The organism is Halegenticoccus soli, assembly GCF_002844195.1.
Taxonomy (GTDB): domain Archaea; phylum Halobacteriota; class Halobacteria; order Halobacteriales; family Haloferacaceae; genus Halegenticoccus; species Halegenticoccus soli.
Map to the genome: position 1 here is coordinate 640,485 of NZ_PEND01000001.1, position 21,411 is coordinate 661,895.

24 protein-coding genes and 2 pseudogenes are annotated in these 21,411 nt (G+C 70.8%); 12 read left to right on the forward strand and 14 right to left on the reverse strand.

Annotated features, from left to right (window positions below; translation table 11 throughout):
• Window positions 1-80: 80 nt before the first annotated feature.
• The 7 genes and pseudogenes from CNO20_RS03280 to ahbB all read right to left on the reverse strand — a co-directional run.
• Entirely contained in the window at window positions 81-716 is a 636-nt protein-coding gene (locus tag CNO20_RS03280) for an HAD family hydrolase (protein ID WP_101294575.1), read from the reverse strand.
• Between the two features lie 140 nt (window positions 717-856).
• Window positions 857-1,228 carry an LWR-salt protein gene (gene lwrS, locus CNO20_RS03285; protein WP_101294576.1) on the reverse strand — a complete coding sequence of 124 codons (372 nt, stop codon included), beginning with the start codon at window positions 1,226-1,228 and terminating at the stop codon, window positions 857-859.
• A gap of 1 nt (window position 1,229) precedes the next feature.
• Window positions 1,230-1,505 carry a 4a-hydroxytetrahydrobiopterin dehydratase gene (locus tag CNO20_RS03290; protein ID WP_101294577.1) on the reverse strand — a complete coding sequence of 92 codons (276 nt, stop codon included), beginning with the start codon at window positions 1,503-1,505 and terminating at the stop codon, window positions 1,230-1,232.
• 213 nt (window positions 1,506-1,718) lie between these two features.
• On the reverse strand, window positions 1,719-3,083 hold the full coding sequence (gene hemA, locus CNO20_RS03295; protein ID WP_101294578.1) for a glutamyl-tRNA reductase: 1,365 nt from the start codon (window positions 3,081-3,083) through the stop codon (window positions 1,719-1,721).
• Window positions 3,080-3,727 carry a precorrin-2 dehydrogenase/sirohydrochlorin ferrochelatase family protein gene (locus CNO20_RS03300; RefSeq protein ID WP_101294579.1) on the reverse strand — a complete coding sequence of 216 codons (648 nt, stop codon included), beginning with the start codon at window positions 3,725-3,727 and terminating at the stop codon, window positions 3,080-3,082. The genes hemA and CNO20_RS03300 overlap by 4 nt, the downstream gene beginning before the upstream one ends.
• Before the next feature lie 4 nt (window positions 3,728-3,731).
• Window positions 3,732-3,860: pseudogene (locus tag CNO20_RS24255) on the reverse strand (Lrp/AsnC family transcriptional regulator); the annotation flags it as partial.
• 126 nt (window positions 3,861-3,986) lie between these two features.
• Window positions 3,987-4,955 (reverse strand): annotated as a pseudogene (gene ahbB / locus CNO20_RS03305) (siroheme decarboxylase subunit beta); the annotation flags it as partial.
• 347 nt (window positions 4,956-5,302) lie between these two features.
• On the opposite strand from ahbB, the gene CNO20_RS03310 reads away from it, so the two are divergent.
• Together CNO20_RS03310 and crcB are read left to right on the forward strand one after the other, a co-directional pair.
• On the forward strand, window positions 5,303-5,689 hold the full coding sequence (locus CNO20_RS03310; RefSeq protein ID WP_101294581.1) for a fluoride efflux transporter FluC: 387 nt from the start codon (window positions 5,303-5,305) through the stop codon (window positions 5,687-5,689).
• A complete protein-coding gene (crcB, locus tag CNO20_RS03315; protein WP_199174706.1) occupies window positions 5,689-6,033 on the forward strand; it encodes a fluoride efflux transporter CrcB in 345 nt (114 codons plus the stop codon). The genes CNO20_RS03310 and crcB overlap by 1 nt, the downstream gene beginning before the upstream one ends.
• Window positions 6,034-6,061: 28 nt before the next feature.
• Here crcB and CNO20_RS03320 read toward each other — a convergent pair whose 3' ends face one another.
• Complete coding sequence (locus tag CNO20_RS03320; RefSeq protein ID WP_101294583.1) at window positions 6,062-6,454, reverse strand: DUF5778 family protein; 393 nt, start codon at window positions 6,452-6,454, stop codon at window positions 6,062-6,064.
• A 251-nt stretch (window positions 6,455-6,705) separates the two neighbouring features.
• Here CNO20_RS03320 and uppS point away from each other — a divergent pair, with 251 nt between their 5' ends.
• Window positions 6,706-7,635 (forward strand): polyprenyl diphosphate synthase, encoded by a 930-nt coding sequence (gene uppS, locus CNO20_RS03325; RefSeq protein WP_101294584.1) that lies wholly within the window; start codon window positions 6,706-6,708, stop codon window positions 7,633-7,635.
• A gap of 30 nt (window positions 7,636-7,665) precedes the next feature.
• Here uppS and CNO20_RS03330 read toward each other — a convergent pair whose 3' ends face one another.
• Window positions 7,666-8,178 carry a pyridoxamine 5'-phosphate oxidase family protein gene (locus tag CNO20_RS03330; protein ID WP_199174707.1) on the reverse strand — a complete coding sequence of 171 codons (513 nt, stop codon included), beginning with the start codon at window positions 8,176-8,178 and terminating at the stop codon, window positions 7,666-7,668.
• Between the two features lie 199 nt (window positions 8,179-8,377).
• Window positions 8,378-8,986: an undecaprenyl diphosphate synthase family protein gene (locus tag CNO20_RS03335; RefSeq protein ID WP_101294585.1), complete on the reverse strand. Its 609-nt coding sequence runs from the start codon at window positions 8,984-8,986 to the stop codon at window positions 8,378-8,380.
• Between the two features lie 103 nt (window positions 8,987-9,089).
• Between CNO20_RS03335 and CNO20_RS03340 the strand changes: the two genes are divergently transcribed.
• Both CNO20_RS03340 and CNO20_RS03345 read left to right on the forward strand, forming a co-directional pair.
• Window positions 9,090-10,403 (forward strand): DUF92 domain-containing protein, encoded by a 1,314-nt coding sequence (locus CNO20_RS03340; protein WP_101294586.1) that lies wholly within the window; start codon window positions 9,090-9,092, stop codon window positions 10,401-10,403.
• Between the two features lies 1 nt (window position 10,404).
• Window positions 10,405-10,905, forward strand: a complete 501-nt coding sequence (locus CNO20_RS03345) for a GNAT family N-acetyltransferase (RefSeq protein WP_394337233.1) — start codon at window positions 10,405-10,407, stop codon at window positions 10,903-10,905.
• Here the strand turns inward: CNO20_RS03345 and dnaG are convergent.
• Window positions 10,887-12,281, reverse strand: coding sequence for a DNA primase DnaG (gene dnaG, locus CNO20_RS03350; RefSeq protein WP_101294588.1), 1,395 nt, complete (start codon window positions 12,279-12,281; stop codon window positions 10,887-10,889). The genes CNO20_RS03345 and dnaG overlap by 19 nt on opposite strands.
• A 253-nt stretch (window positions 12,282-12,534) precedes the next feature.
• On the opposite strand from dnaG, the gene CNO20_RS03355 reads away from it, so the two are divergent.
• The 6 genes from CNO20_RS03355 (at window position 12,535) to CNO20_RS03375 (ending at window position 17,190) form a co-directional block, all read left to right on the forward strand.
• Window positions 12,535-12,750: a DUF3311 domain-containing protein gene (locus tag CNO20_RS03355; protein ID WP_101294589.1), complete on the forward strand. Its 216-nt coding sequence runs from the start codon at window positions 12,535-12,537 to the stop codon at window positions 12,748-12,750.
• Window positions 12,743-14,251: a sodium:solute symporter family protein gene (locus tag CNO20_RS03360; protein WP_101294590.1), complete on the forward strand. Its 1,509-nt coding sequence runs from the start codon at window positions 12,743-12,745 to the stop codon at window positions 14,249-14,251. Before CNO20_RS03355 ends, CNO20_RS03360 begins: the two co-directional genes overlap by 8 nt.
• A 220-nt stretch (window positions 14,252-14,471) precedes the next feature.
• Entirely contained in the window at window positions 14,472-15,302 is an 831-nt protein-coding gene (locus tag CNO20_RS03365) for a YqcI/YcgG family protein (RefSeq protein ID WP_101295017.1), read from the forward strand.
• A 1-nt stretch (window position 15,303) separates the two neighbouring features.
• Window positions 15,304-15,873, forward strand: a complete 570-nt coding sequence (locus CNO20_RS03370) for a cysteine hydrolase family protein (protein WP_101294591.1) — start codon at window positions 15,304-15,306, stop codon at window positions 15,871-15,873.
• 75 nt (window positions 15,874-15,948) lie between these two features.
• Window positions 15,949-16,080 carry a hypothetical protein gene (locus CNO20_RS24025; protein ID WP_269844114.1) on the forward strand — a complete coding sequence of 44 codons (132 nt, stop codon included), beginning with the start codon at window positions 15,949-15,951 and terminating at the stop codon, window positions 16,078-16,080.
• 153 nt (window positions 16,081-16,233) lie between these two features.
• A complete protein-coding gene (locus CNO20_RS03375) occupies window positions 16,234-17,190 on the forward strand; it encodes an HFX_2341 family transcriptional regulator (protein ID WP_101294592.1) in 957 nt (318 codons plus the stop codon).
• A gap of 13 nt (window positions 17,191-17,203) precedes the next feature.
• Here the strand turns inward: CNO20_RS03375 and CNO20_RS03380 are convergent, their stop codons facing one another.
• The gene (locus tag CNO20_RS03380; protein ID WP_101294593.1) at window positions 17,204-18,250 is read right to left on the reverse strand and encodes a hypothetical protein; all 1,047 of its coding nucleotides are present in this window, start codon (window positions 18,248-18,250) and stop codon (window positions 17,204-17,206) included.
• 111 nt (window positions 18,251-18,361) lie between these two features.
• The gene (locus CNO20_RS03385) at window positions 18,362-19,093 is read right to left on the reverse strand and encodes a DUF1405 domain-containing protein (protein WP_101294594.1); all 732 of its coding nucleotides are present in this window, start codon (window positions 19,091-19,093) and stop codon (window positions 18,362-18,364) included.
• A 155-nt stretch (window positions 19,094-19,248) separates the two neighbouring features.
• On the opposite strand from CNO20_RS03385, the gene CNO20_RS23185 reads away from it, so the two are divergent.
• Window positions 19,249-19,413 carry a hypothetical protein gene (locus CNO20_RS23185; RefSeq protein ID WP_199174708.1) on the forward strand — a complete coding sequence of 55 codons (165 nt, stop codon included), beginning with the start codon at window positions 19,249-19,251 and terminating at the stop codon, window positions 19,411-19,413.
• A gap of 169 nt (window positions 19,414-19,582) precedes the next feature.
• Here the strand turns inward: CNO20_RS23185 and ilvD are convergent, their stop codons facing one another.
• Window positions 19,583-21,355 carry a dihydroxy-acid dehydratase gene (ilvD, locus tag CNO20_RS03390; protein WP_101294595.1) on the reverse strand — a complete coding sequence of 591 codons (1,773 nt, stop codon included), beginning with the start codon at window positions 21,353-21,355 and terminating at the stop codon, window positions 19,583-19,585.
• Window positions 21,356-21,411: the final 56 nt, after the last annotated feature.

Sequence of the window (21,411 nt, forward strand, 5' to 3'; positions counted from 1 at the left end):
TCCCAAGAGCCGTTCGGAGCCGTGACGCGAGTCCGCCCGTCAACGAGCGCGGGCGTTCGAACGGCGCGTCCGCGAACCGCTCACCGCGGGAGTTCGTCGAACGACTCGACGCGGTAGTCGCCAAGGACGCACTGCCCGCGGAACGACGGGTCGTGGCGCTCGACGTGGACGCCGTCGAGGTCGGCGTTCCACGCCGCGCCGATGTCGTTCGCGCCGTCGCCCGCGAGCACCCCCCGGTGGACGCCGTTGACGCCCAGGCTCGACATCGCGCGTTTCACCGGCGCCGGGTCCGGCTTCCAGCCCGTCTCCTCGGTGCAGCAGACGACGACGTCGAACCAGTCGCGGATGTCGAGGCGGTCCAGCACGGGGCCCGCCAGGAACTCCTGGCAGTGGGTCACGAGCCCGATCGGGGCGTCGAGCGAGGAGATGAACGCCGCGGCGTCCTCGTGGAGGTACGTCGCCGCCGCGCGGGCCTGCGGGTCTTCGACCGCGTGGAAGGCCGGCCAGAACTCCTCGGGCGGGATCCCCCACTCCCTGAGCTGGGGGTCGCGCGCGCCGCTCAGGCCGTGCCAGAGGATTTCGACCTCGCGGTCGGTGAACTCGCGCCCGAGCCGAGCTCCCACCCGGTCGAACGCCTCCCGGGTGTACGACCACTCGGCGTCGACGAGCGTCCCGTCGAGGTCGAACAGCCAGAAGTCGTACGCGTCGAGAACCATCGGAGTATCTGATAGTGCGCCCCCGGTATTGGATGTTCCGGCGGATTTCAGCCGCTGCAGGCGACTCTCACCGCTCGATTACTTTCGCTCGCGTGAACTGATCCGGAGCGGAGAGCCCCGTCCGAATCGGGGCCCCCGGCTCACGACGAGGTGACCCGGATCGAACTGCCGAGGTACTTGTGCAGCACCTCGGCGACGTCGTCGGCGTTGAAGCGCGAGAGGTCCCGACCGATCTCCGACTTCAACGCGTCGAGGTACGCCTCGTCGGTTTCGAGCTCCCGGAACGTCGCGCCCGCGACCGGCACGCCGAGGGCCTCCTCGAACCGGTCGCGGAGGTGCCGCTCGTCGTTCGCGTTCCCGCGCCAGAGGGAGTCCCGGAAGAAGAGCCAGCCGTCCTCGCCCGGCTCGGCCGCCGGCAGGCGGAGCACCGTCTCGAACTCCCGCGGATCGACGCGCACCCCCTCCGCCGGGGCCAGCCGAAACCGCACCCGGAAGACGTACGCGGCGTTCACGTCAGTACTCGCCGTCGAACAGCTCGGCCATCCGGATGTCCTGGTCGGTGATGCCGCCGGCCTCGTGGCTCGTCAGGCGCACTTCGACCTCCTTGTAGCCGATGAGTATCTCCGGGTGGTGGAACTCCTCCTCGGCGACTTCGGCCACGTTCGTGGCGAAGGTGACGCCCTTGAGGTAGTCGTCGAACTCGTAGGTTCGGACGATCTCGTCGCCCTCGCGGTGCCAGTCGTCCGGGAGCCGCTGGTCGATCTCGTCGTCGGACAGTAGCTCTGCCATGGCCGGTACATCGGGTGGCGGTCGGATAACGTTTGCCCAGCGGCGGGTCGAAATTTGTTCGCGGACGCCGCCTCCGTCGCGGCCTCGCACCGCCCGCTCCGCCGGGCAGCCTCCCGACGGCGACCCGCCCGGACGCGGCCGGCGTCTTCGGCGGGATCGTCGCGACGATGCGTCGACCCCCGGCGTAGAGAACTCGGTCGCCGGAGGGAGCGCTCAGTCGTCGGAAAGCTGTTCGAGCACGTGCGGAGGGATGTCGGCGCTCTCTGCGATCCCGTCCGGGATTCCGTCGAGAAGCGAGTCGTCCGGCGTCGCGTCCGCGGTCGGCGGCGTCGATCCGCCGAACTCGGGATCGAAAAGCTGCATGGCCGTCTGGATCGTGGTCCAGTCGTCCTCGGCCGCCGCGTCGCGCAGGCTCTTGGTCGGCGCGGCGAGCAGTTGCCCGACGAGCGCGTCCGCCAGCGCCGCGACCGTCTCCCGCTGCTCGTCGGTCAGCTCGCCCTGCGCTTCGAGCTTCGAGAGCGCGGTGTCGAGCTCCCGCTCCTTCACGATCTCGGCGCTCTCGTACATCGCGCTGATGGCGTCGTCCGCCCGCTTGCGCTTGTAGGCGTCGAGGAGGCGCTCGAACTCCTCGTCGATCATCGCCTCCACCTGCTCGGCCTCGCGCGCCCGCTGCTCTCGCGTCTCGGCGGTGACCGACCGGAGCGCGTCGATGTCGCGGAGGGTGACGCCCTCGACCGCGACCGCGTCGGGGTCGACGTCGCGCGGCTGGGCGATGTCGATGAGCACGGTTTCGCCGGCGCCTTCGAGCGCGGCGCGGTCGAGCACGTACGTCGAACTCCCCGTCGCCGCGATGACGATGTCCGCCTCCCGAGCGGCCGCCGGCGCGTCGTCGAGTCCGACGGCGCGGGCGTCCGCGTCCACCTCGGTCGCGAGGTGCTCGGCGCGGGGGACGGTCCGGTTGGCGACGATGAGCGCGCCCACGTCCGCGGCGTCGAGCGCGCGGGCCGCGAGCGCGCCCATCTCGCCGGCGCCGACGACCAGGGCCGTCGCCCCCTCGACGTCGGTCTCCGCGTCCGCCAGCGCGACCGCGGCGCTGCCGAGCGAGACGACCCCCTCGTTGATCCGCGTCTCCGTCCGGGCGCGCTCGCCGACGTGGACGGCCTTCGTCAGCGCGTCGTCCAGCATCGCGCCGATCCCGCCCGCGGCGCGGGCCTCCTCCGTCGCCGTTCTGAGCTGTCCCAGGATCTGATCCTCGCCGAGCACGAGCGACTCCAGCCCGGCGGCGACGCGCATCAGGTGGCGGATGCTCTCCTCGTGGTCCATGTGGACGATCGCGCCGTCGCGCACGTCCGGGGCGAAGTCGGAGAGGGCGGCGGCCCCCTCGGCGGCCCGGTCCGTGACGACGTACGCCTCGGCGCGGTTGCACGTCTGGATGGCGAACGCCTCCGTGACGCCGTCGCGGGCGAGGAGGTCCCGGACGACGGTCCGCTCGTCCTCGCGGCAGGCGGCGGCGATCTCGTCCACGCTCGCACGCACGTGCGAGACGCTAACGCCGGATATCACGCCCGCGTCAATCATCGCGGCTCACCTCTGGTTTCTCGAATCACGCGCTCCGCCTCTCTCCGGGCGTTAGATTCCGCCGTACGTAAAGCCTTCCAAACGCGCGAACTCCGCGCGACGGCCCGAATCGCCGCCCTGCGCTCGTCCGGCGGGACGCCGTCCCCCTTCAGTTCCTCGCGGAGTTCGCCGGTCAGCTCCGCCATCGCGCCCGCGCCTGCCAGCTCCGACTCCAGCCGCTCGCGGAGGTACTTCGACAGCGCGGGGCTCGCCCCGCCGGTCGAGACGGCGACCGTCACGGGCCCGTCGCGGACGGTCGCCGGGACGACGACGCTGCCCGCGTCGCGTCCGCCCGCGCGGTCCGCCCGGTTGACCAGCGCGCAGCGCCCGCGCGCCGCGGCCTCGGCCGCGCCGTTCACCGCGTCGTCGTCCGTCGCGGCGACGACGAGCGCGGGGTCGACCCGGTCGACCCACCCGGACACCGCCTCGGGCGTCGGCGCGGCCCGGACCAGTTCCGCGTCCCCGAAGTCGCGCCCGCCGAACGCGGGACTCACGACGACGACGCGCGCCTCGCGCGCGAACCGCCGGGCCTTGCGCGCGCCGACGGCGCCGCCGCCGAAGACGAGCACGGACTCGTCCGAGAAGTCGTGGAACAGCGGGATCATGTGGCTACTCGGCCGAAGCGTCCGTGTCCGCGCCGGCTGCGCTCGCGGCGTTTGCCGTGTTCGCCTCGGCTCGCTCGGTCAGTCTGATACCCGTTTTCTTCAGGATTCGCGCGGAAAACAGCGTGTCCCAGTTGCCGGCGTCCCGATCGTCGCCGACCTGCGGGTCGCTGCCGACGTCCCGCCCGCCGCCGACGTGCCGCTCTCGATCCCGCTCGCCGGCGTCGGAGGCGATCCGTCGGGCCGACGCCGGCTCCTCGTCGACGTCCCAGTACTCGGCCATCTTCGCACGCACCTCCCGGATCCGGCGTTCGCTCTCCTCCTCGCTGCGGCCGTGGGTCATCGCGAAGAAGTTGTACGGCCAGACGCCCCCGTGGCGCGGGCGCTGATAGCAGTGGGTGACGAAATCGAGCGAGGCGACGGCGGGGCCGACCTCCTCGACGAGGTCGTCGGGGACGTTCCAGACGGTCATGCCGTTCTCGGTGTAGCCGAGGGCGTAGTGGTTCGGGATGACGCCGACCCGTCGGATCTTCCCCTCCAGGTCGAACCGCGCTATCGTTTCGAGGACCCACTCCGTCTCGACGCCGAGCGCCTCCGCCACGTCGCGGTACGGCGTCTCGGCGATCGGCAGGCCGTCCTGGATCTCGGAGACGAGCTCGAGTTCGCGGGGAGTGAGGGTCCGCCTGCCGATCGGCTCCGCGTCGGGGCCGAGGTGCGAGAGGTCGACGTCGCCGTCGGGGATCGGTCCGTCGACGAGGAACTTCGCCTCGACCCGGAACTCGCGGACTTTCGGCATGTTGTACGTCGGCTGGCCGGTCTCCGCTTCGATCTCGGCGAGCACCTCCGCCACCTCGTCCTCGTTCGCCACGCTGACGACGAACCACATGTTGAGGTGCGGGTGCTCGCGCTCGTAGTTGTGCGCCACCTCGCGGTGGGCGTTCACGAGGTCGGCGACCTCGTCGAACCGGTCCGGCGGCGCGTGCATCGCGACCAGCGTCGCGGTCCCGCCGATCTCCTCGGCGTTGACGAGCGCGCCGAAGCGCGTCAGCACGCCCGACTCGTCCAGCTCGCGGATGCGGTCGCACAGCTCCGACGCGGTGACGTCCACGCCGCGCTCCCGGAGCGCCGCGGCGGCCGGGTCGAACGGACGTTCGACCACCGGAAAGCCGCCCTGGAAGGCGTTGATGACGGCGCGGTCGAGCGTCGAGAGGTCCGCGTCCACCGTTCTCATGTTCGGCACTCGGGGAGGAGGGGGAATAAGCGTCTCGAAGCCGGCGCAACCGCCCCGATCGGAGCCGGCGAGGCCGACGAAGTCGAGCCCGGATCGGGTGCGATAGCCGAGCGCGGAGACGGCCCGGGAGTCGAGAGTGGATTCGGCGCGCCACCGAGAGCGACCCCGACTCGACCGACGAACCCTCGGCGGCGGATAGCAACTGTTATTCCTCCGACCCGGCGTTTCCGACCAACGGGCGACGGGGCTCGACCATGATCGACGGGAGGTCGCCCGACCCGACCGCCGACTCGGCTGATGGCTCCTGTCGACGACACCGCGGGACGGAATCTCCTGCCCGAACACAGATGAGACGGAAACGCGCGCTCGAACGATTCGAAACCGTACTGCTCGTCGCCGTCGGGGGATTCGCCGGATCGAACCTCCGGTACTTCTTCGACGCCGCGATCCCGCAGCCCCTCGCGGCGACGTTCCTCGTGAACGTGGCCGGGAGCTTCGCGCTCGCCGTGTTACTGTACGACGCGACGGGCGGCGAACTGTTCGCGCGCCGGAGCCGGCTCGTCTTCGGCGCGGGCTTCCTCTCGTCTTTCACCACGTACAGCACGTTCGTCGTCGAGGCGTTCACCCGCCCCGACGCCGCGCTGCTGTACGTCGGCGCGAGCTACGCCTGCGGGTTCGGCGCGGTGCTGGTGGGACGCGCGGCCCTCGGCCGCATCGACGGAGGCGGGCACTGATGGATCCGGCGCACCTCCTCGGCACCGGGGGCGCGCTCGGCGCGGTCCTCCGGTACCTCGTCGGAGAGGCCGTCCCCGCGGAGGAGTTTCCGGTCGCGACGCTCGTCGTCAACGTCGTCGGGAGCTTCGTCCTGGGGCTGGTCACGTTCGGCGGCGTCGGCGGCGACGTCGCGCTGTTCGTGGGCGGCGGCATGTGCGGGGCGTTCACGACGTACTCGTCGTTCAGCGTCCAGACCGTCCTCCTGTGGGAGCGGCGGACGCCGCTTCTCGCCGCCGTCAACGCCGCGGGGAACCTCCTTTCGTGCGTCGGCGCGGTCTGGCTCGCGCGGCTGCTGGTCGGCTGAACGCGCCGGAGGCGGGGTTCTCCCCGCCTCAGGGGACCGGCGTCACCCGGTGACCCATCCCCTCGATCTCCTCGACGATCGCCTCCTGGTCGGTGTCCGCCTCGTAGTAGAACACCAGGTCGAACGTCCCCTCGCGGAGGAGCTGCTGGCACTCCCAGACGAACTCGTCGTCTTCGAGGGTGAGCCCCTGGAACTGGTTCGAGGCGAACCGGCTGTCGTCGTTGCCGGCGTAGATGTACGCCTCGCCCTTGCCGGCGTGCGCCGCGATCACGTCGTTCAGCTCGACCGTCAGCTCGTGCATCTCGAGGTCCTCGTCGCTCGTGAGGTCCGTGTGGACGATGACGCCAGCGAGTTCGATCTCCCCCGGTTCGAGGAACGCCTTCGTCCGCTGGTAGAGGTCCTCGTCGAGAACGTCGCTCATGATCGGAGCGTGCGGCCGCGGGGGATATACGGGTGGCGATTCCCCGTCCGGCCCGATCGTCCGACGCCCGCTGCGATGGAGGGGGGAGGATCGCCGCCTCGCGCCGTCGTGCCGCGGTTTCTCAGCCGCTCGGTCGCCCGTCTCGCGTGCTGCTCTGTACGGTCTGTCGACCTGTGCCGCGCGGTGGAACTGCGGGCCGGGCGACCGTCACGTCAAAAAGCACATAGGGCGGGATGGATATCTAACGACACATGCTACAGCGGGCGCGCACGGAGTTCGATCGGGCGTACGAGCGGTTGCTCCGCCGCGAGATCGGCGACGGCCCCACGCACGTCGCCATCATCCAGGACGGCAACCGACGGTACGCCCGAAAACGCGGCGCTGAGGCCCCCGACGGGCACCGCGCCGGGGCGCAGACGACCGAGAACGTCCTCGACTGGTGCGACGAACTCGGCATCGAGGAGCTGACGCTTTATGCCTTCTCGACGGAGAACTTCAACCGGCCGCCCGAGGAGCGCGAGCCGCTCTTCGACCTCATCGAGTCGAAGCTCCGCGAGTTCGCCGACGCGGAGCGGGTCCACGAAAACGAGGTGTGCATCCGCGCCATCGGCGACATCGATCGGCTCCCGCGCCGCGTCCGCGACGCTGTCGACTACGCGGAGGATCGGACGCGCGAGTACCACCGCTTCCGCCTGAACATCGCGCTCGCCTACGGCGGCAGGAGCGAACTCCTCCGCGCCGCGCGGGACGTGGCGGCCGCCGTCCGCGACGGCGACCTCGCGGCCGACGAGATCGACGTCGCGGAGATCGAGGGCCGCCTCTACCGCCAGCCCGTCCGCGACGTGGACCTCATCATCCGCACCGGCGGCGACGAGCGCACGAGCAACTTCCTCCCGTGGCACGCGAACGGCAACGAGGCCGCGGTCTACTTCTGTGCCCCCTTCTGGCCGGAGTTCTCGAAGGCGGATTTCCTCCGCGGGATCCGGACCTACGAGTCCCGCGAGGCGTCGTGGCAGCGCACCCGAACCGAGCGGGCGGTCGCGCTCGTGCGGGCGCTGGCGGGCGTCGAACTGGCGGAGGCGCGGAGCGTGGCGGCGCGCCTGCGCGATCAGCTGTCGAGTCGCGGGGCCAGGGAGATCAACGAGGCGCTCGAACGCCACGAACTCGAACCGGCCGACTGACGAGCGGCGCGGTCCCAGAGCGCCGGCGCGCTACCGTTCGAACCGCCAGCGCGTGGCGTCGCGCGGGTAGTCGCTCCACGCGAAGACGGCGCGCGGGCGGACGGCCCAGACCGGCGTCCCGTGCGGGATCCCGTACTTCTCCTCGTAGGCGGCGTCGATCCGTTCGAGCAGCGAGGGGTCGGTCCCCTCCCCCGGCGCGAGCTTCTCGGCGACGCCCTCGACGATCACGACCTCGTCGCCGCTTTCGCGGTGGACGGCGATCTCCGGGTTCGACGCGAGGTTCCGCGCCCAGCGCGTCTCGCCCCCGCCGCAGTGGAACGCCCCGTCGACCCAGACGCCCCACACGGGTCTCGCGTGCGGGCGGCCGCGCGGGCCGACGGTCGCCACCCAGTAGTTGCGGTCGCTCCGCATCCGCTCTTCGACGTACTCCCACGGGAGCATCCCCTCCGCGTCGGTCGGGATTCCGTACCTCGAATCGGTTTCCGGTCGGCCGCGCTCGGCGTCCGGGCGGTCGTCAGAATCGCGTTCGGTTTCGTTCGCCATCGGCCGGCTCACTAGCCGGCGTCGGCGCATAACGCCGTCGCTCGGCCGCTCTCTGTCGGCGAGCGCGCCGACGTTCGTCCCTCGACGACCCGTTCGTTCCCCGAGACCTCCGGGCGGTTCGCTCCGCTCACCGACCGAACTCCCGTCGGTCCGCTCGCCGACGCTCGCTCCCCGACGACCTTTGGGCGGTTCGCTCCGCTCACCGCCCAAAGCGCCGCTGTCTGTTCTGGTAATCGAGCACCGCCCGGAGGTAGTCGCGCTTCCTGAAGTCGCGCCAGTTCACGTCCGTGAAGTACAGCTCGGAGTAGACCGACTGCCAGATCATGAAGTCCGAGAGCCGCTCCGCGCCCGTCTTGATCACGAGGTCCGGCTCGTCGGGGAACACGAGCCGGCGTTCGACGTCGACTTCGTCGATCTCCTCGGGGTCGAGTCGGCCGCTTTCGACCTCCCGGGCGATCGAGCGGACCGCCTCGGCGAACTCGTGTTTTCCGCCGAGTCCGATGCTCACCTGGACGGGCGCGTCGGCCCGCTCCGTGTCCCCGGGGGCGCGGACGGCGACGGGTTGCGGCGCGTCCACGGTCCGGAGCTCCCGTTCGAGCGTCGGCACGACGGCGGCGTCGAGCACGCTCACGTAGATCGTCACCCGCTCGGCGCCGTACTCGAACGCCCACCCGAGGAACCGTTCGAGCGTCTCGTAGGCACCCTGTTCGAGCAGATCCCGCTCCGTGATGACGACCGCGACGCGGGCCGGCGGATCCGCCGGGTTCCGGCGGTGGCGAAGGGCGAGATAGGCGTCGTAGAGTCCCACACCCACGAATCGCCCCGCGACGCCTAAAGCGCACGGCTTCGCGTCGGCTCGCGGGGCGGGTCGTGTCGGGAGCGTTAAGTGGGCGTCCGCGATACCGGGGAGTGTGACTTCCACGCTCCGGCGGGCGGGCGGATTCGCGGCCGTGGGGACGCTCGCGCTCGCGGCGCCGGTTCTCGGCGCGGTCGCCGCCGTCCCCTTCGCCGTCATCGCCGCGCTCGCGGCCTTCGTGGTCGACGACGGGCCGGTGTTCGAGCTGTTCGCCCGCCCGGGGGACCGGAAGGACGGACGGCTCAACGGGCTGGCCGGCTTCGCGCTCGCGGCGACCGGCCTGGCGCTGCTGTCGACGCTGCCGCGGATGTCGATGCCGCTCGCGGTGTTCGTCGCCGCCGTGTTCATTCTCGCCTACGGCAACCTCGGCGAGCAGTTCGTCCGCGCGTCTGGCGGCGACCCCTTCGTCTCGGCGACGGGGTTCATCCTCGTCGCGTTCCTCGCCGGCGTGGTCGGCCAGAGCGCCGCCGCCTACCTCCTGGTCGACCCCGTCTCCCTCCCCGAGGTGGTCTTCCTCGCGGCGACCGGCGCGCTCGTCGCCGCGCTGCTCCGCTCCGTGCTCTACGAGCGCGACGACCCGCTCGTGATGCTCTCGGTCGGCCTCCTCCTGTGGTTCTTCGACCTGCTCGCCATCGACGTGGGCGGCCTCACCGTCGCCGCCGCGCTCGTCGTCACCGCCGTGCTCGGCTACCTCTCCTACGCGCTCGGGACGGCGTCCGTCCCCGGCATGCTGACGGGGGTGCTGCTCGGCCTGCTCACCGTCGTTCTCGGCGGGTTCGGGTGGTTCGCCGTGCTCATCTCGTTTTTCACCATCGGGGGGCTGTCGACGAAGTTCAAGTACGAGTCGAAGCGCCGGCGCGGCGTCGCCGAGGAGAACGACGGCGCGCGGGGCAGCGGGAACGTCCTCGGGAACGCCGCGGTCGCGCTCGTCGCCGTGATCGGCTTCGCCGCCAGCCCGCACCTGCCGGTGCCCGGCGCGCTCTTTCTGTTCGCGTTCGCGGGGTCGATCGCGGCGGCGATGAGCGACACCCTCTCGAGCGAGGTCGGCGGCCTGTACGACAACCCGCGGCTGATCACGTCGTTCGAGCGCGTCGACCCCGGCACCGACGGCGGCATCACGTGGCAGGGCGAACTCGCCGGCGTCGTCGGAGCGGCCGTCGTCGCCTGCATCTCCGCGCTGCTCCTCCCGATCGGAGCGCCGCTTCTCGGCGCGCTCGTCGTCGTCGTCGGCGGGATATTCGGGATGACCGTCGACAGCGTCCTCGGCGCGACGGTCGAGGGCGAGCGCATCGGCAACCAGACCGTCAACTTCCTGGCGACGCTGGCCGGCGCCCTCGCGAGCGCCGCGCTCGCGGCCGCGCTCCTCTGACGTGACCGACGATCGCGTTCCCGCTGCCACCCGGCCCGTCGATCGCGCCCCTGCGGGGGTGCGCCGGGCGACGCCGGCCGACCGCCCGGCGCTGTCGGCGCTCCAGTCGTTCCTGCCCGAGCCGAGCCCCGAGTTGCTCGACCGCGGGCTCGCCGCGGGAGCCTGCGAGGCGTTCGTCTCGACCGCCGACGGCGCGCCGGTCGGGTACCTCCTCGCGGTCGGCGGCGACGGAGCGCACGTCGCCGAGCTGGTCGTGGCCCCCGGCTTCCGACGCGAGGGGCGCGCGTCGTCGCTCCTCTCGGCGCTCTTCGCCTCGCTCGACCCCGGAACGCGCGTCACGCTCGCCGTCTCGGCGGACAACGGGGCGGCGCTGGCGCTCTACCGCGGGTTCGGATTCCGCGTCGTCGGCCGTCGGCAGGACGCCTTCGCCGACGGAGCGGGGCTGTCGCTCGTCGCGACGGCGCGGCCGGTCCGATCAAAAAGTCATCCGTCGCGCAGCTGATCTGCGGTCCGCACGCGGACGTCAATCGGCTTCTTCACGAACTCGCCCTCGGAACGGGCGACGACGTGTTCCACGCCCCGCTGGGACGCCACGTCGAGCACCCGCTGCGTGAGCTGGCCGTCGAGAACCACGGCGTACGGCACCGCGTCGGCCTCGGCGATCGCGTCGAACGCCTCGGCGGCGGCGGCCTCCCCGAACGCGTCGAACGACCGGTCGAGGAGGCGGACGGTGCCGGCTTCGCCGCCGATCACCTCCCGGACGTGGCCCCGGAACGTGGTCGGCTCCGGTTCGGCCCCCTCGGGTTCGCCCGCTTTCGCCTCGGCTCCGTCCGATTCGCTTCCGTCGGTTTCGACCCCGCCTCCGTCGGCCGCGTCGGCCGCGGCTTCGGGTTCGGCGCCGTCGGTCGCGTCGTCGGGGCCGCTCTCGCCGTCGTCTGCCTCCGTTTCGGGAGTCGGAGCCGCGGGGGAGTCAGTCGTCCCCGGCGACTCCGTTCGAGGGTCCGCGGTTCCCCCCTCGGGCGCGGGACGGGTGCTCCCGTCCGTCGCGGCGACCGCACCCCGCGCGTTCGACTTCCCCGCGACCGTCTCGTACGGCACCTTGTCCCGCAGGGCGGACATGACCTCGTCCCGCGCGAGATCCTCGACGGAGCGCCCGGCGGGGGCGAACGCGACGTAGTCGACCGCCCCGACCTGCGCGAGTTCCCGCAGGATGAGTTCGCCGCCGCGGTCGCCGTCGAGGAACGCCGTGACGGTGCGCTCCTGGGTGAGCTTCGCGACGGCGTCGGGGACGTTCGTCCCCTCGACCGCGACGGCGTTTTTGATGCCGTAGCGAAGCATCGTCAGCACGTCCGCCCGCCCCTCGACGACGATGATCGCGTCGGAGGTGTCGACGTGCGGCCCGGCGGGGAGCCCGCCGTATTCGGTGATGTCCTCGACGCGGACCGACTCGCGGACCTCCTCCAGGATCTCGCGGCTCGTCATGACGCTCTCGTCGAACGACTCCGTCAGGAGTTCCTTCGCCCGCTCGACGACCTCGCGCCGCTTGGCCGCGCGCACGTCCTCGATGTCCGTGACCTCGACGGTCGCGCGGCACGGACCGACGCGGTTTATCGTTTCGAGCGACGCGGCGAGGATCGACGTCTCCACCTTGTCGAGGCTGCTCGCGATGGTGACCTCGCCGATCGACCGTCCGTTCTCGCTCGCGATCTGTACGTCTATGCGCCCGACTTTCGAAGACTGCTGCAGGTCGCGGAGGTCCAGGTCGTCGCCGAGCAACCCCTCGGTCTGCCCGAAGATGGCACCGACGACGTCGCTCCGCTCGACGACGCCGTCGGCCGTGATCGCCGCGTGAATGAGATATTTTGCCGTATCGTCCATGATGAACTCCCCTCCGGGGAGGTAGTGATCGTGATAGCGATGTGGGGGTACCCACTCACTATATATACGTTTCCCACGGGAGAAATACCTATCGTACCGCAGATCTCACCCCGGAACCGCCGTAACCGCCGATTCGGCGGCTTCAGCTGCCGGATACCCGACGGCGAACGAATCGAAGAAGAATTTTCTTCGAACTTCATTTCCGAAGTACATCCGACAACGCTTTAGTGTATTGTCGAGTATGCGTCGAGCAATGAGGCGAAACAGAACTGGCGCCGTCTGGGCACCGCTCTTCGCGGTACTCGTGGCGCTCGCGGTTCCGTGGTTCCTCTGGGGCGACGCCCGCGTGGTCGCCGGGCTGCCGCTGTGGCTGTGGTGGCACGTCGGCTGGATGGGAGTGGCGACGGTCGCGTTCTACGCGTTCACGCGCGGGGCGTGGGACCGCGCGATGGGGGTGAACCGTGGCTGACCTGGCCGTCCAGCTCGGCGTCCTCGGCGCGTATCTCGTCGTCGCGCTCGCCGTCGGGCTGGTCGCCTACCGCGTCACGAGCCGCGACGCCGAGGACTACTACCTCGCGGGGCGCTCGCTCGGAACCGTCGTGCTCCTCTTTACGACCTTCGCCACGCTGCTGTCGGCGTTCACGTTCTTCGGGGGGCCGGATCTCGCGTACCGCGCGGGCCCCGAGTGGATCCTGGTCATGGGCGTCATGGACGGGATCCTCTTCGCGCTCCTCTGGTACGTCATCGGGTACAAGCAGTGGCTCGTGGGTCGGACGCACGGCTACGTGACGCTCGGCGAGATGCTCGGCGACCGCTTCGGGTCGCCGACGCTCCGCGGGTTCGTCGCGGCGGTCAGCCTCTTCTGGCTGCTCCCGTACGTGATGCTCCAGCAGATGGGCGCGGGCGAGGCGCTCGTCGGCCTGACCGACGGACTCGTCCCCTACTGGGCGGGCGCGGCGCTCATCACCGCGTTCATGATCGCCTACGTCGCGCTCTCGGGGATGCGCGGCGTCGCCTGGACCGACACGCTCCAGGGGCTGTTCATGCTCGGCGTCACCTGGGCGGCGGTCGGCTGGGTGCTCGCGGCGGTCGGCGGGCCCGCGGCGGCGACCGCCGGGCTGGCCGAGTCGAAGCCGGAGTTCCTCGCGCTCGGCGGCGGCGTGTACACCCCGCAGTTCATACTCTCGCAGGCCGTCGTCATCGCCTTCGGCGTGACGATGTTCCCGCAGATCAACCAGCGCTTTTTCGTCGCGAAGTCCGCCCGCGTCCTGAAGCGGTCGTTCGCCCTCTGGCCGGTGCTCGTGGTCCTCCTGTTCGTGCCGGCGTTCATGCTCGGCGCGTGGGCCGCGGGCCTCGGCGTCGCGGTGCCGGAGGGCGCGAACGTCCTCCCCGTCCTGCTCAACGAGTACACGCCCGCGTGGTTCGCGGCGCTCGTCGTCGCCGGCGCGATGGCGGCGATGATGTCCTCGTCGGACTCGATGCTCCTGTCCGGCTCGTCGTACTTCACGCGCGACCTCTACCGGCCGTTTCTCGCGTCCGACGCCGGCGAGCGTCGGGAGACGTGGGTCGCGCGGGTCGGCGTCGCGCTGTTCGCCGTCCTCGCGTTCGTCGCGAGCCTCTTCCGCCCCGGCACGCTGGTCGAGGTCGGCGCCACGGCGTTCGGCGGCTACGCGCAGCTGGCGCTGCCGGTGCTCGTCTCGCTGTACTGGTCGGGCACGACGCGGAGCGGGATGTACGCCGGACTCGTCGGGAGCCAGGCGTTCTACCTCCTCTCGGTGTTCGTCCCGGCGACGACGGTCGGGGCGTTCGGCGGCGAGGCGATCCTGTTCGCGCGCTCGTACCTCGGCTGGGACGTCGCCCTCTTCGGCATGCTCCTCGGCCTCGCGCTCACCGTCGGCGTCTCCGCGCTCACCGCCCCCGCCGCCGAGGAGGAGGCGAGTCGGTTCACCGAGGGGCTGAGCGCCGACTGAGCCTCGATCGCTCGCGGTCGGACCCCGTCGCTTCGCTCGTCGATCGGGTGCCGTTCGCCACTCCCCGTCGGTCCGCTCTCATCCGTCACTTCGCGGCGATTCGCCCCGCGTTCGACTGTCAACCTACGATCGTCCACGAAACGATCGGCTCGGGGCGCGATTGTCGGGTATCATCGTCGTATTCGAAACGTAGATGGGCTCTCGGCCCTCCTCCGTCGACATGAACGAGACGGGCCTGGACGCGCTGCTCGACCAACCGACTCTCGGGGAACGCGTCGACGCGGGGTCGCTGCCCGAGTGGGTCGTCGCCCACTACGAGTCGTTCCGCGCGTCGATGCTCGGCGACCGCGACGGCGCGCCGTTCCCCTGTTACTTCGGGATCGAAGCCGAACGGCGGGGCGGCCTCCTCTACACCGCCTGCCGGTCGACGACGCACAAGGACGCCCTCCTGGCGCTCCGGGACGCGCTCTCGGAGTACCTGGACGTCTACCGCGACCACGCCGACCGCGCGCCGCTCGTCGTCTTCTTCGCGCCGCCGACGCGGGGGCTGTCGGAGGCCGAGTACCACGAGCGGCTCTGGAACGTCCTCCAGTTCCTCCACGTCCACGACCCCGAGCCGTGGCCCGAGGCGATTCCCACCGACCCCGACGACTCCCGCTGGGAGTTCTGCTTCGGCGGCGAGCCGATGTTCCCGACCTGCCGCGCCCCGTTTTACGACCGGCGGACGAGCCGGTACTGCCCCGTCGGTCTGGAGATCACCTTCCAGCCGCGGACGGTGTTTGAGGGCATCACGGCCGACACGGCGGCGGGGCGGCGAGCCCGCGAGGTAATCCAGGAACGGCTCGAAGACTACGACGGCGTCTGCCCGCACGCCGACCTCGGCGACTGGGGGGTCGAGGGCGACCGCGAGTGGCCGCAGTACCTCTTATCGTCCGACCCCGAGCAGGCCCCGGACGAGTGTCCGATGCGCGTCTCGCGCGACCACCCGAAGGTCGGCCCGGAGCTGCTGGCCCCCCGATCGCGCCGGACCGCGCGGGCGGAGGCCGACTGAGATGTCCGCGCTCTCGCTCCCCGACGACGCCGTCCTCCTGCTCGTCGACTTCCAGCGCGGCTTCGACGAGCCGATCTGGGGCGACCGGAACAACCCCGACGCCGAGGCGCGGGCCGCGGACCTCCTTTCGGCCTGGCGCGAGGCGGACCGTCCCGTCGTCCACGTCCGGCACGACTCCCGGGAGTCCGACTCGCCCCTCCGGAGCGATCGGCCGGGGTTCGCGTTCAAGCCCGAGACGGCCCCCGAGGGGGACGAGCGGGCCTTCGAAAAGCGGGTCAACAGCTGCTTCATCGGCACCGGGCTCGAAGGGTGGCTCCGGGACCGCGGGTACGACGCGCTCGTGATCGCCGGCCTGACGACGGACCACTGCGTCTCGACGACGACGCGGATGGCGGAGAACCTCGGCTTCCGCGCCGCCGTCGTGAGCGACGCGACGGCGACGTTCGACCGCGAGGGCCCGGACGGCGAGCGCTACACCGCCGAGGAGACGCACCGGACGGCGCTCGCGCACCTCCGCGGCGAGTTCGCCGCCGTGGTCGACGCCGACGGGGCGCTCTCGGCGTTCGAGTGAGGAGGAGCGACCGGGTGGGCTATTTCCGACTTCGGCCGTCGGAACGCTTATCACACGTGTAGAAATACTGACATTATGCTTCCGCTCCAGTTCGGTTCCGTCCCCGTCGGCCCCGAGATTCTCGTCATCCTCCTCGTCGCGCTCCTGATCGGAATTCCGCTGCTCTACGTCGGCAGCCAGTTCGTCGCGGGCCTGAAGGGGAACTGACCGGGAAAGTCGACGGGAAGCTGACCGAGGGGATCGAAGGGGAGCCGGTCGAAACGGTCGAGTGGGATCCCATCGAGTAGGACCCGATTGCGACCGGACGGCTCACCCGCGCCCATCGCAGAACCTAACACGTGAACTGTCCAATCCCCCCGCATGCAGACGCACGTCGTCCCGGTGGGGTTCGACTACGATCGGCTCATCGCCCCGCTCATCCGCGATCAGCGCGACGTGGACCGGGTGATCCTCCTCGAAGGCGCGGTCGGCAGCGAGGCCAACGTCGAGTACTCCCGCCGGCTCTCCCGCAAGCTCGAACAGGACTTCAGGAACCTCCTCGGCGCGGAGACCGAGCGGGTCGTCGTCGACGACGTGTACGACTACGACGCCGCGTTCGAGCAGGCGTACGAGCTGATCAACGCGGAGCTCGACGGCGAACCGGGCGGGGACGAGCCGTCGCGGTCGGGCGCGGAAGCGGACTCGTCGGCTGATCGGGAGGTCTGGGTGAACGTGAGCGCGATGCCCCGGCCGGTCAGCTTCGCGTTCGCCACCGCCGCCCACTCGATCATGGTCGAGCGGCAGGCCGACCGCGACCGCATCCACACCTACTACACCGCGCCGGAGAAGTACCTCGAAACCGAACTCGCGGAGGAGCTGCGGGCCGGCAAGGAGCTCCTCGAGGACGTCCGGCGCGGCGAGGTGGACTCCGACCGCATCGACGAGCGGCTCGACAGCGTCGCCGACCTCCTCGCGGAGTTCGACGAGCGCGGGACGACGATCGGCGCGAAGCGCATCGGGGAGACCCACGTCGTCGAGCTCCCGGTCGCCTCCTTCTCGAACGTCAAACCCTTCGAGGAGGTCATCCTCTACAAGCTCGGCGAGGCGGGCGAGTTCGAGAGCGTGAGCGAGCTCGCCGAGGCGCTCGCCCGCGATCTGAACGAGGAGTACACGGACAGCTTCCGCTCGAAGGTCATCTACAACGTCGACCGGCTCGGTCCGGGCGGCAAGGGGTACATCGAGCGGGAGGAGCGGGGCAAGTCCCACCGGACGCGCCTGTCGCGCATCGGCGAGCTGTGGGTCCGAGCGCACGCGGATCGGTCCGGTCGATCGGACTGAGGCCCGCCGCGGCTCAGAACGCCAGTCCCCGCGGCTCCGCCGGCGGGGAGAGCGGGCTCCCCGGAAGGTTTTCGGCCACCTCGGGATCGTTGTACGCGCCCGGCGCGACGTCGTTCGGGCCGTCGGGGTAGAAAAGCGACGCGAGCGCCTGGACGTGCGAGCGGCCGACGTCGAGTTCGAACTGCCCCCCGCCGTACAGCCGGACGCCGCGCTCCTCGCAGTACTCCAGCGTCTCGAACAGCGACTCGACGGACCCGAACCGCGAGGGCTTGACGTTCAGCCACCGCGGCTCGAAGGGGAGTTCCTCGACGCTCTCGACGCCGGTGATCGGCGCGTCCCACGAGACGTGGTCCTCGCGGCCGGCGACGATCGGCTCGGTCTCGTCCGTCAGCGCCGGATCCTCGACGACGGCGTCCGGGAAGCCCTCGAACACCACGTCGTACAGCTCCGGGTCCGGGTCCTGGTCGACCTCGGTTCCGCGGTACTGCCCCTTCAGGTCGAGAATCCTGACCGCGCCGGTCGCCGCGAGATCCGCGACGATCCCGTCGGTCCAGTCCGAGGTCGGATCGAGCTTGAATTCGAGGTCCGGATTCCCGTCGAGAAGAGCGTCCACCCGGTCGGTCGACGGCGGTTCGCCGAGCCGCGTGCTCACGACGAACCGGACCGGATCGTAGTCGCGGCCGACCGCCTCGCCGAGGGTCGCGTCGGCCTGCCGGAGCGCGAGGTCGAGCGCGGCGCTTTCGAGCGCCCAGCGCCGGTAGTGCCGCGAGGACTCCCGCTCAGGGGGCTTCGTCGGGAAGAGGTCGAGCCCGTCCAGCCGCTCGGAGAACGAGGCGACGGTGTACTCGCCGGCCAGGTCGAACGGCGGCACGCCCGCGAGGGCGTCGTGGTCCTCGGCGTCGTAGGTCACGTCCTCGCCGCGGCCCGTCTCCCCGGCGCCGGAGAGCGCGAAGACGGTCGTCGCGCGCCGGAATCCGCTCGACACGTCGCGGGCGTGCCGGGTCCGGTCTTCGTCCTCGATGCGGAGCGGGAGGTCGGCGACGCGCTCGTAGAGTGTCACGGGTCGCGGTATCGCTCGGCGGAGCCAAGGGTCTACCGGTGGCGCGTCCCGTCGCGGGCGACCGTCGACTTCGTCAGGGTCGTCCAGTGTCGGCCGCCGCCACCGACCCCGTCACGATCGTCGAGCCCCGGCCGTCGCCCCGGCTTCGAGCTTCTTCGCGCGGGTCGAAAGCGCGAGGAACGTCGCCGAGAGCGTCAGCGCGACCGCCCCCGCGGCGGCGAGCTGGAGCGCCGTCGTGCCGCCGACGGCGGCCCCGTCCGAAAGCGGGAGGTACGTGTGGTGGGGGTCGCCGACGATCGGGACGAAGTAGTCGACGAGGTCGTTGAACCCGTACCAGAGGGCGGCGACGAACACCGCGCCGACGGGGAAGTCACTGTACCGGTGGATGAGGAACGCCTCGACCGCCATCGCCAGGTGACTCAGGTAGAGGAAGGCGTACATCGGCGCCCACGTGGTCTCGAGGAACGCGCCCGCGAAGACGGTGAGGACGTAGGGGGTCCACAGCCCGAGCTTCCAGCAGCCGAAGAACGCCAGCGCGTTCACGTACTCGTTGTTCCGGCCGAGCTTCCACAGCGCGAGCGAGAGCGCGATGAAGAGCGTCGCGACGGGGCTGTCGGGGACGAACGGCCACATGATCGCGGGGGTGTCCGCGAACTGGAACCGGTAGTACCAGAAGCCGAACGCCGTCCCCGCGAGGTTGATCGCGACGACCAGCCACGCGATGCGGAGCCCGAAGTTCTCCAGCCGGCGCGGCAGCGGCGCGAGCCACCGCGGCAGCGAGTCCCGCTCGGGGAGTCCGTCGCCGGAGACGAGCCCGCGGAGGCTGACGCGAGAGACGGCCATGCGCCACGGGATGCGTCGCTGAACCAAAGCGGTGGCGGTCCGTCAACGGCCGCGGGCGGCCGACTCCGCCGCCGGAGCCGGTTATCGGCCGCGCTCCGGCCCCGGATCCGAACCGGCGAACACGTTTACGTTCTTCGCCGACGCAACGTATCTACATGGCATCATCCATGGCGGAGTACATGGACGAAGTGGGTCCCGGCCTCGTCATCCTCGTCGGGCTGATCCTGATCGCGATCCCGGAACCGGCGACCTCGACGCTCGGCGCCGGGCTCGTCCTCTTCGGCCTCGCGTACCTGTTCTACGAGTGGCAACGCCCGTAGGAGGCACGTTTCCTCTGTCGCTCGCGGGCTCGCTTCCTCGGAAAATCTGGATCAAAAAGACGCTCAGTCCCGGCCGCGCTTCGCACCCGGGTTCGTCACCACACCCTTCCACCTTTTTTGCCTCGGGTCCGCTTCGCGCACCGCTCGGCAAAAAATCTGGACCAAAAACTTAGTCTTGCCTCCGCTTCGCACCCGGATTCGTCACCGCCCCGTTGGCGGCCGAGCCGAACGCCTCGCCGTACTTGGCCAGCACGCCCGTCGTGTAGTTCGGCTCGCGCGGCTCCCACGCGTCCCGCCGCGCGTCCAGTTCCTCGTCGGACAGGTCGACTTCGAGCGTCCGGTTCGGGATGTCGACGGTGACCTCGTCGCCGTCCTCCAGCAGGGCGATGGGGCCGCCGTCGGCCGCCTCCGGGGCGACGTGGCCGATCATCGGTCCCCGGGTCGCGCCCGAGAAGCGCCCGTCCGTGATGAGCGCCACGTCGTCCTCGTGGCCCTGGCCGACGACGGCCGCGGTGACGCCGAGCATCTCGCGCATGCCGGGGCCGCCGCGCGGCCCCTCGTTGCGGATCGCGATCACGTCCCCGGAGGAGACGCGGCCCTCCTGGACCCACTTCATCGCCGTCTCCTCGTTCTCGAAGACCCGGGCGGGGCCGGTGTGGCGGAGCTGATCGTCCTCGCCCGTCACCTTCAGCACCGCGCCGTCGGGCGCGAGATTCCCCTTGAGGATCTTGATCGCCCCCTCCTCGTGGAACGGGTCGTCGACGGGCCGGAGGAAATCCACGTCGATCTCGTCGTCGTCGGGGAGGTCGAGCGTCGAGAGCTCCTCGGCGATGGTCCGGCCGGTGACGGTCATCGCGTCGCCGTGGAAGAGGTCGGCGTCAAGCAGCCGGCGGATCACGACCGGGACGCCGCCGACCTCGTGGAGGTCGGACATGACGCGCGTTCCGCCGGGCTGGAGGTTCGCGATCTTCGGGGTCCGGCGGGAGATCTCGTCGAACTCGTCGATGTCGAGGTCGATCCCCGCTTCGGCCGCCAGCGCGAGCAGGTGGAGGACCGCGTTGGTCGACCCGCCGACGGCGACCTGGAGCGCGATGGCGTTCTCGAAGGACTTCTTCGAGAGCACGTCGGAGGGTTTGCGGTCGCGCTCGACGCAGTCGAGAACCGCCTCGCCGGCCCGGCGGGCGACCTCGTAGCGCTCTTCGGACTCGGCGGGCGCGCTCGCGCTCCCGAGGGGCGCCATGCCGATCGCCTCGCTGATCGAGGCCATCGTGTTGGCGGTGAACATCCCGCCGCAGGAGCCCGCACCCGGGCAGGCGTGCCGTTCGAGGTCGTCCAGCTCCTCCGCGCTCATGTCGCCCGAGGCGTACGCGCCGACGCCCTCGAACACGTTCTGGACGGTCACCTCGCGGCCCTCGTGCTCGCCGGGGAGGATCGACCCGCCGTAGAGGAACACGGTCGGCAGGTCCGTCCGGACGGCGGCCATCATCATCCCGGGGAGGTTCTTGTCGCACCCGGCGACGGTGACGAGCGCGTCCATCCGCTCGCCGAACGCGACGAGTTCGACGCTGTCCGCTATCACCTCCCGGGAGATGAGCGACGCCTTCATCCCCTCGGTGCCCATCGAGATGGCGTCCGAGATGGTGATCGTGCCGAACTCGATGGGCATGCCGCCGGCCCCGTCGACGCCTTCGATCGCGGCCGCCGCGACGTCGTCGAGGTGGACGTTACAGGGAGTGATGTCCGCGGCGGGGTTGGCGACGCCGACCATCGGCGACGAGAGGTCCTCGTCGTCGAATCCCATCGCCCGGAACATCGAGCGGTGGGGGGCGCGCTCCGCGCCCTCCGTCACTTCGGTGCTCCGCAGTCGCGGGTCCTTCCGCCCGGCGAACGGTTCGTCTCCCCCGGATTCGGCCTCCTCGGGCCGGGGCTCCTGCTTGCTCATGTTCCCCCGTTGCCGCACACGGTTATAAATGGTCGCGACCGGACAACGTCGACTGT

Excerpts from the sequence above, each read along its gene's own strand:
- CNO20_RS24025 (WP_269844114.1), top strand. The coding sequence starts at position 15,949 with ATGCTTCCGCTCCAGTTCGGTTCCGTCCCCGTCGGCCCCGAGATTCTC.
- CNO20_RS03365 (WP_101295017.1), top strand. The coding sequence starts at position 14,472 with ATGAACGAGACGGGCCTGGACGCGCTGCTCGACCAACCGACTCTCGGG.
- CNO20_RS03355 (WP_101294589.1), top strand. The coding sequence starts at position 12,535 with ATGAGGCGAAACAGAACTGGCGCCGTCTGGGCACCGCTCTTCGCGGTA.
- CNO20_RS03385 (WP_101294594.1), bottom strand. The coding sequence starts at position 19,093 with ATGGCCGTCTCTCGCGTCAGCCTCCGCGGGCTCGTCTCCGGCGACGGA.
- uppS (WP_101294584.1), top strand. The coding sequence starts at position 6,706 with ATGCTACAGCGGGCGCGCACGGAGTTCGATCGGGCGTACGAGCGGTTG.
- CNO20_RS03320 (WP_101294583.1), bottom strand. The coding sequence starts at position 6,454 with ATGAGCGACGTTCTCGACGAGGACCTCTACCAGCGGACGAAGGCGTTC.
- CNO20_RS03310 (WP_101294581.1), top strand. The coding sequence starts at position 5,303 with ATGAGACGGAAACGCGCGCTCGAACGATTCGAAACCGTACTGCTCGTC.
- ilvD (WP_101294595.1), bottom strand. The coding sequence starts at position 21,355 with ATGAGCAAGCAGGAGCCCCGGCCCGAGGAGGCCGAATCCGGGGGAGAC.
- CNO20_RS03370 (WP_101294591.1), top strand. The coding sequence starts at position 15,304 with ATGTCCGCGCTCTCGCTCCCCGACGACGCCGTCCTCCTGCTCGTCGAC.
- hemA (WP_101294578.1), bottom strand. The coding sequence starts at position 3,083 with ATGATTGACGCGGGCGTGATATCCGGCGTTAGCGTCTCGCACGTGCGT.
- CNO20_RS03330 (WP_199174707.1), bottom strand. The coding sequence starts at position 8,178 with ATGGCGAACGAAACCGAACGCGATTCTGACGACCGCCCGGACGCCGAG.
- CNO20_RS23185 (WP_199174708.1), top strand. The coding sequence starts at position 19,249 with ATGGCATCATCCATGGCGGAGTACATGGACGAAGTGGGTCCCGGCCTC.
- CNO20_RS03280 (WP_101294575.1), bottom strand. The coding sequence starts at position 716 with ATGGTTCTCGACGCGTACGACTTCTGGCTGTTCGACCTCGACGGGACG.
- CNO20_RS03290 (WP_101294577.1), bottom strand. The coding sequence starts at position 1,505 with ATGGCAGAGCTACTGTCCGACGACGAGATCGACCAGCGGCTCCCGGAC.
- crcB (WP_199174706.1), top strand. The coding sequence starts at position 5,689 with ATGGATCCGGCGCACCTCCTCGGCACCGGGGGCGCGCTCGGCGCGGTC.
- CNO20_RS03375 (WP_101294592.1), top strand. The coding sequence starts at position 16,234 with ATGCAGACGCACGTCGTCCCGGTGGGGTTCGACTACGATCGGCTCATC.
- CNO20_RS03300 (WP_101294579.1), bottom strand. The coding sequence starts at position 3,727 with ATGATCCCGCTGTTCCACGACTTCTCGGACGAGTCCGTGCTCGTCTTC.
- dnaG (WP_101294588.1), bottom strand. The coding sequence starts at position 12,281 with ATGGACGATACGGCAAAATATCTCATTCACGCGGCGATCACGGCCGAC.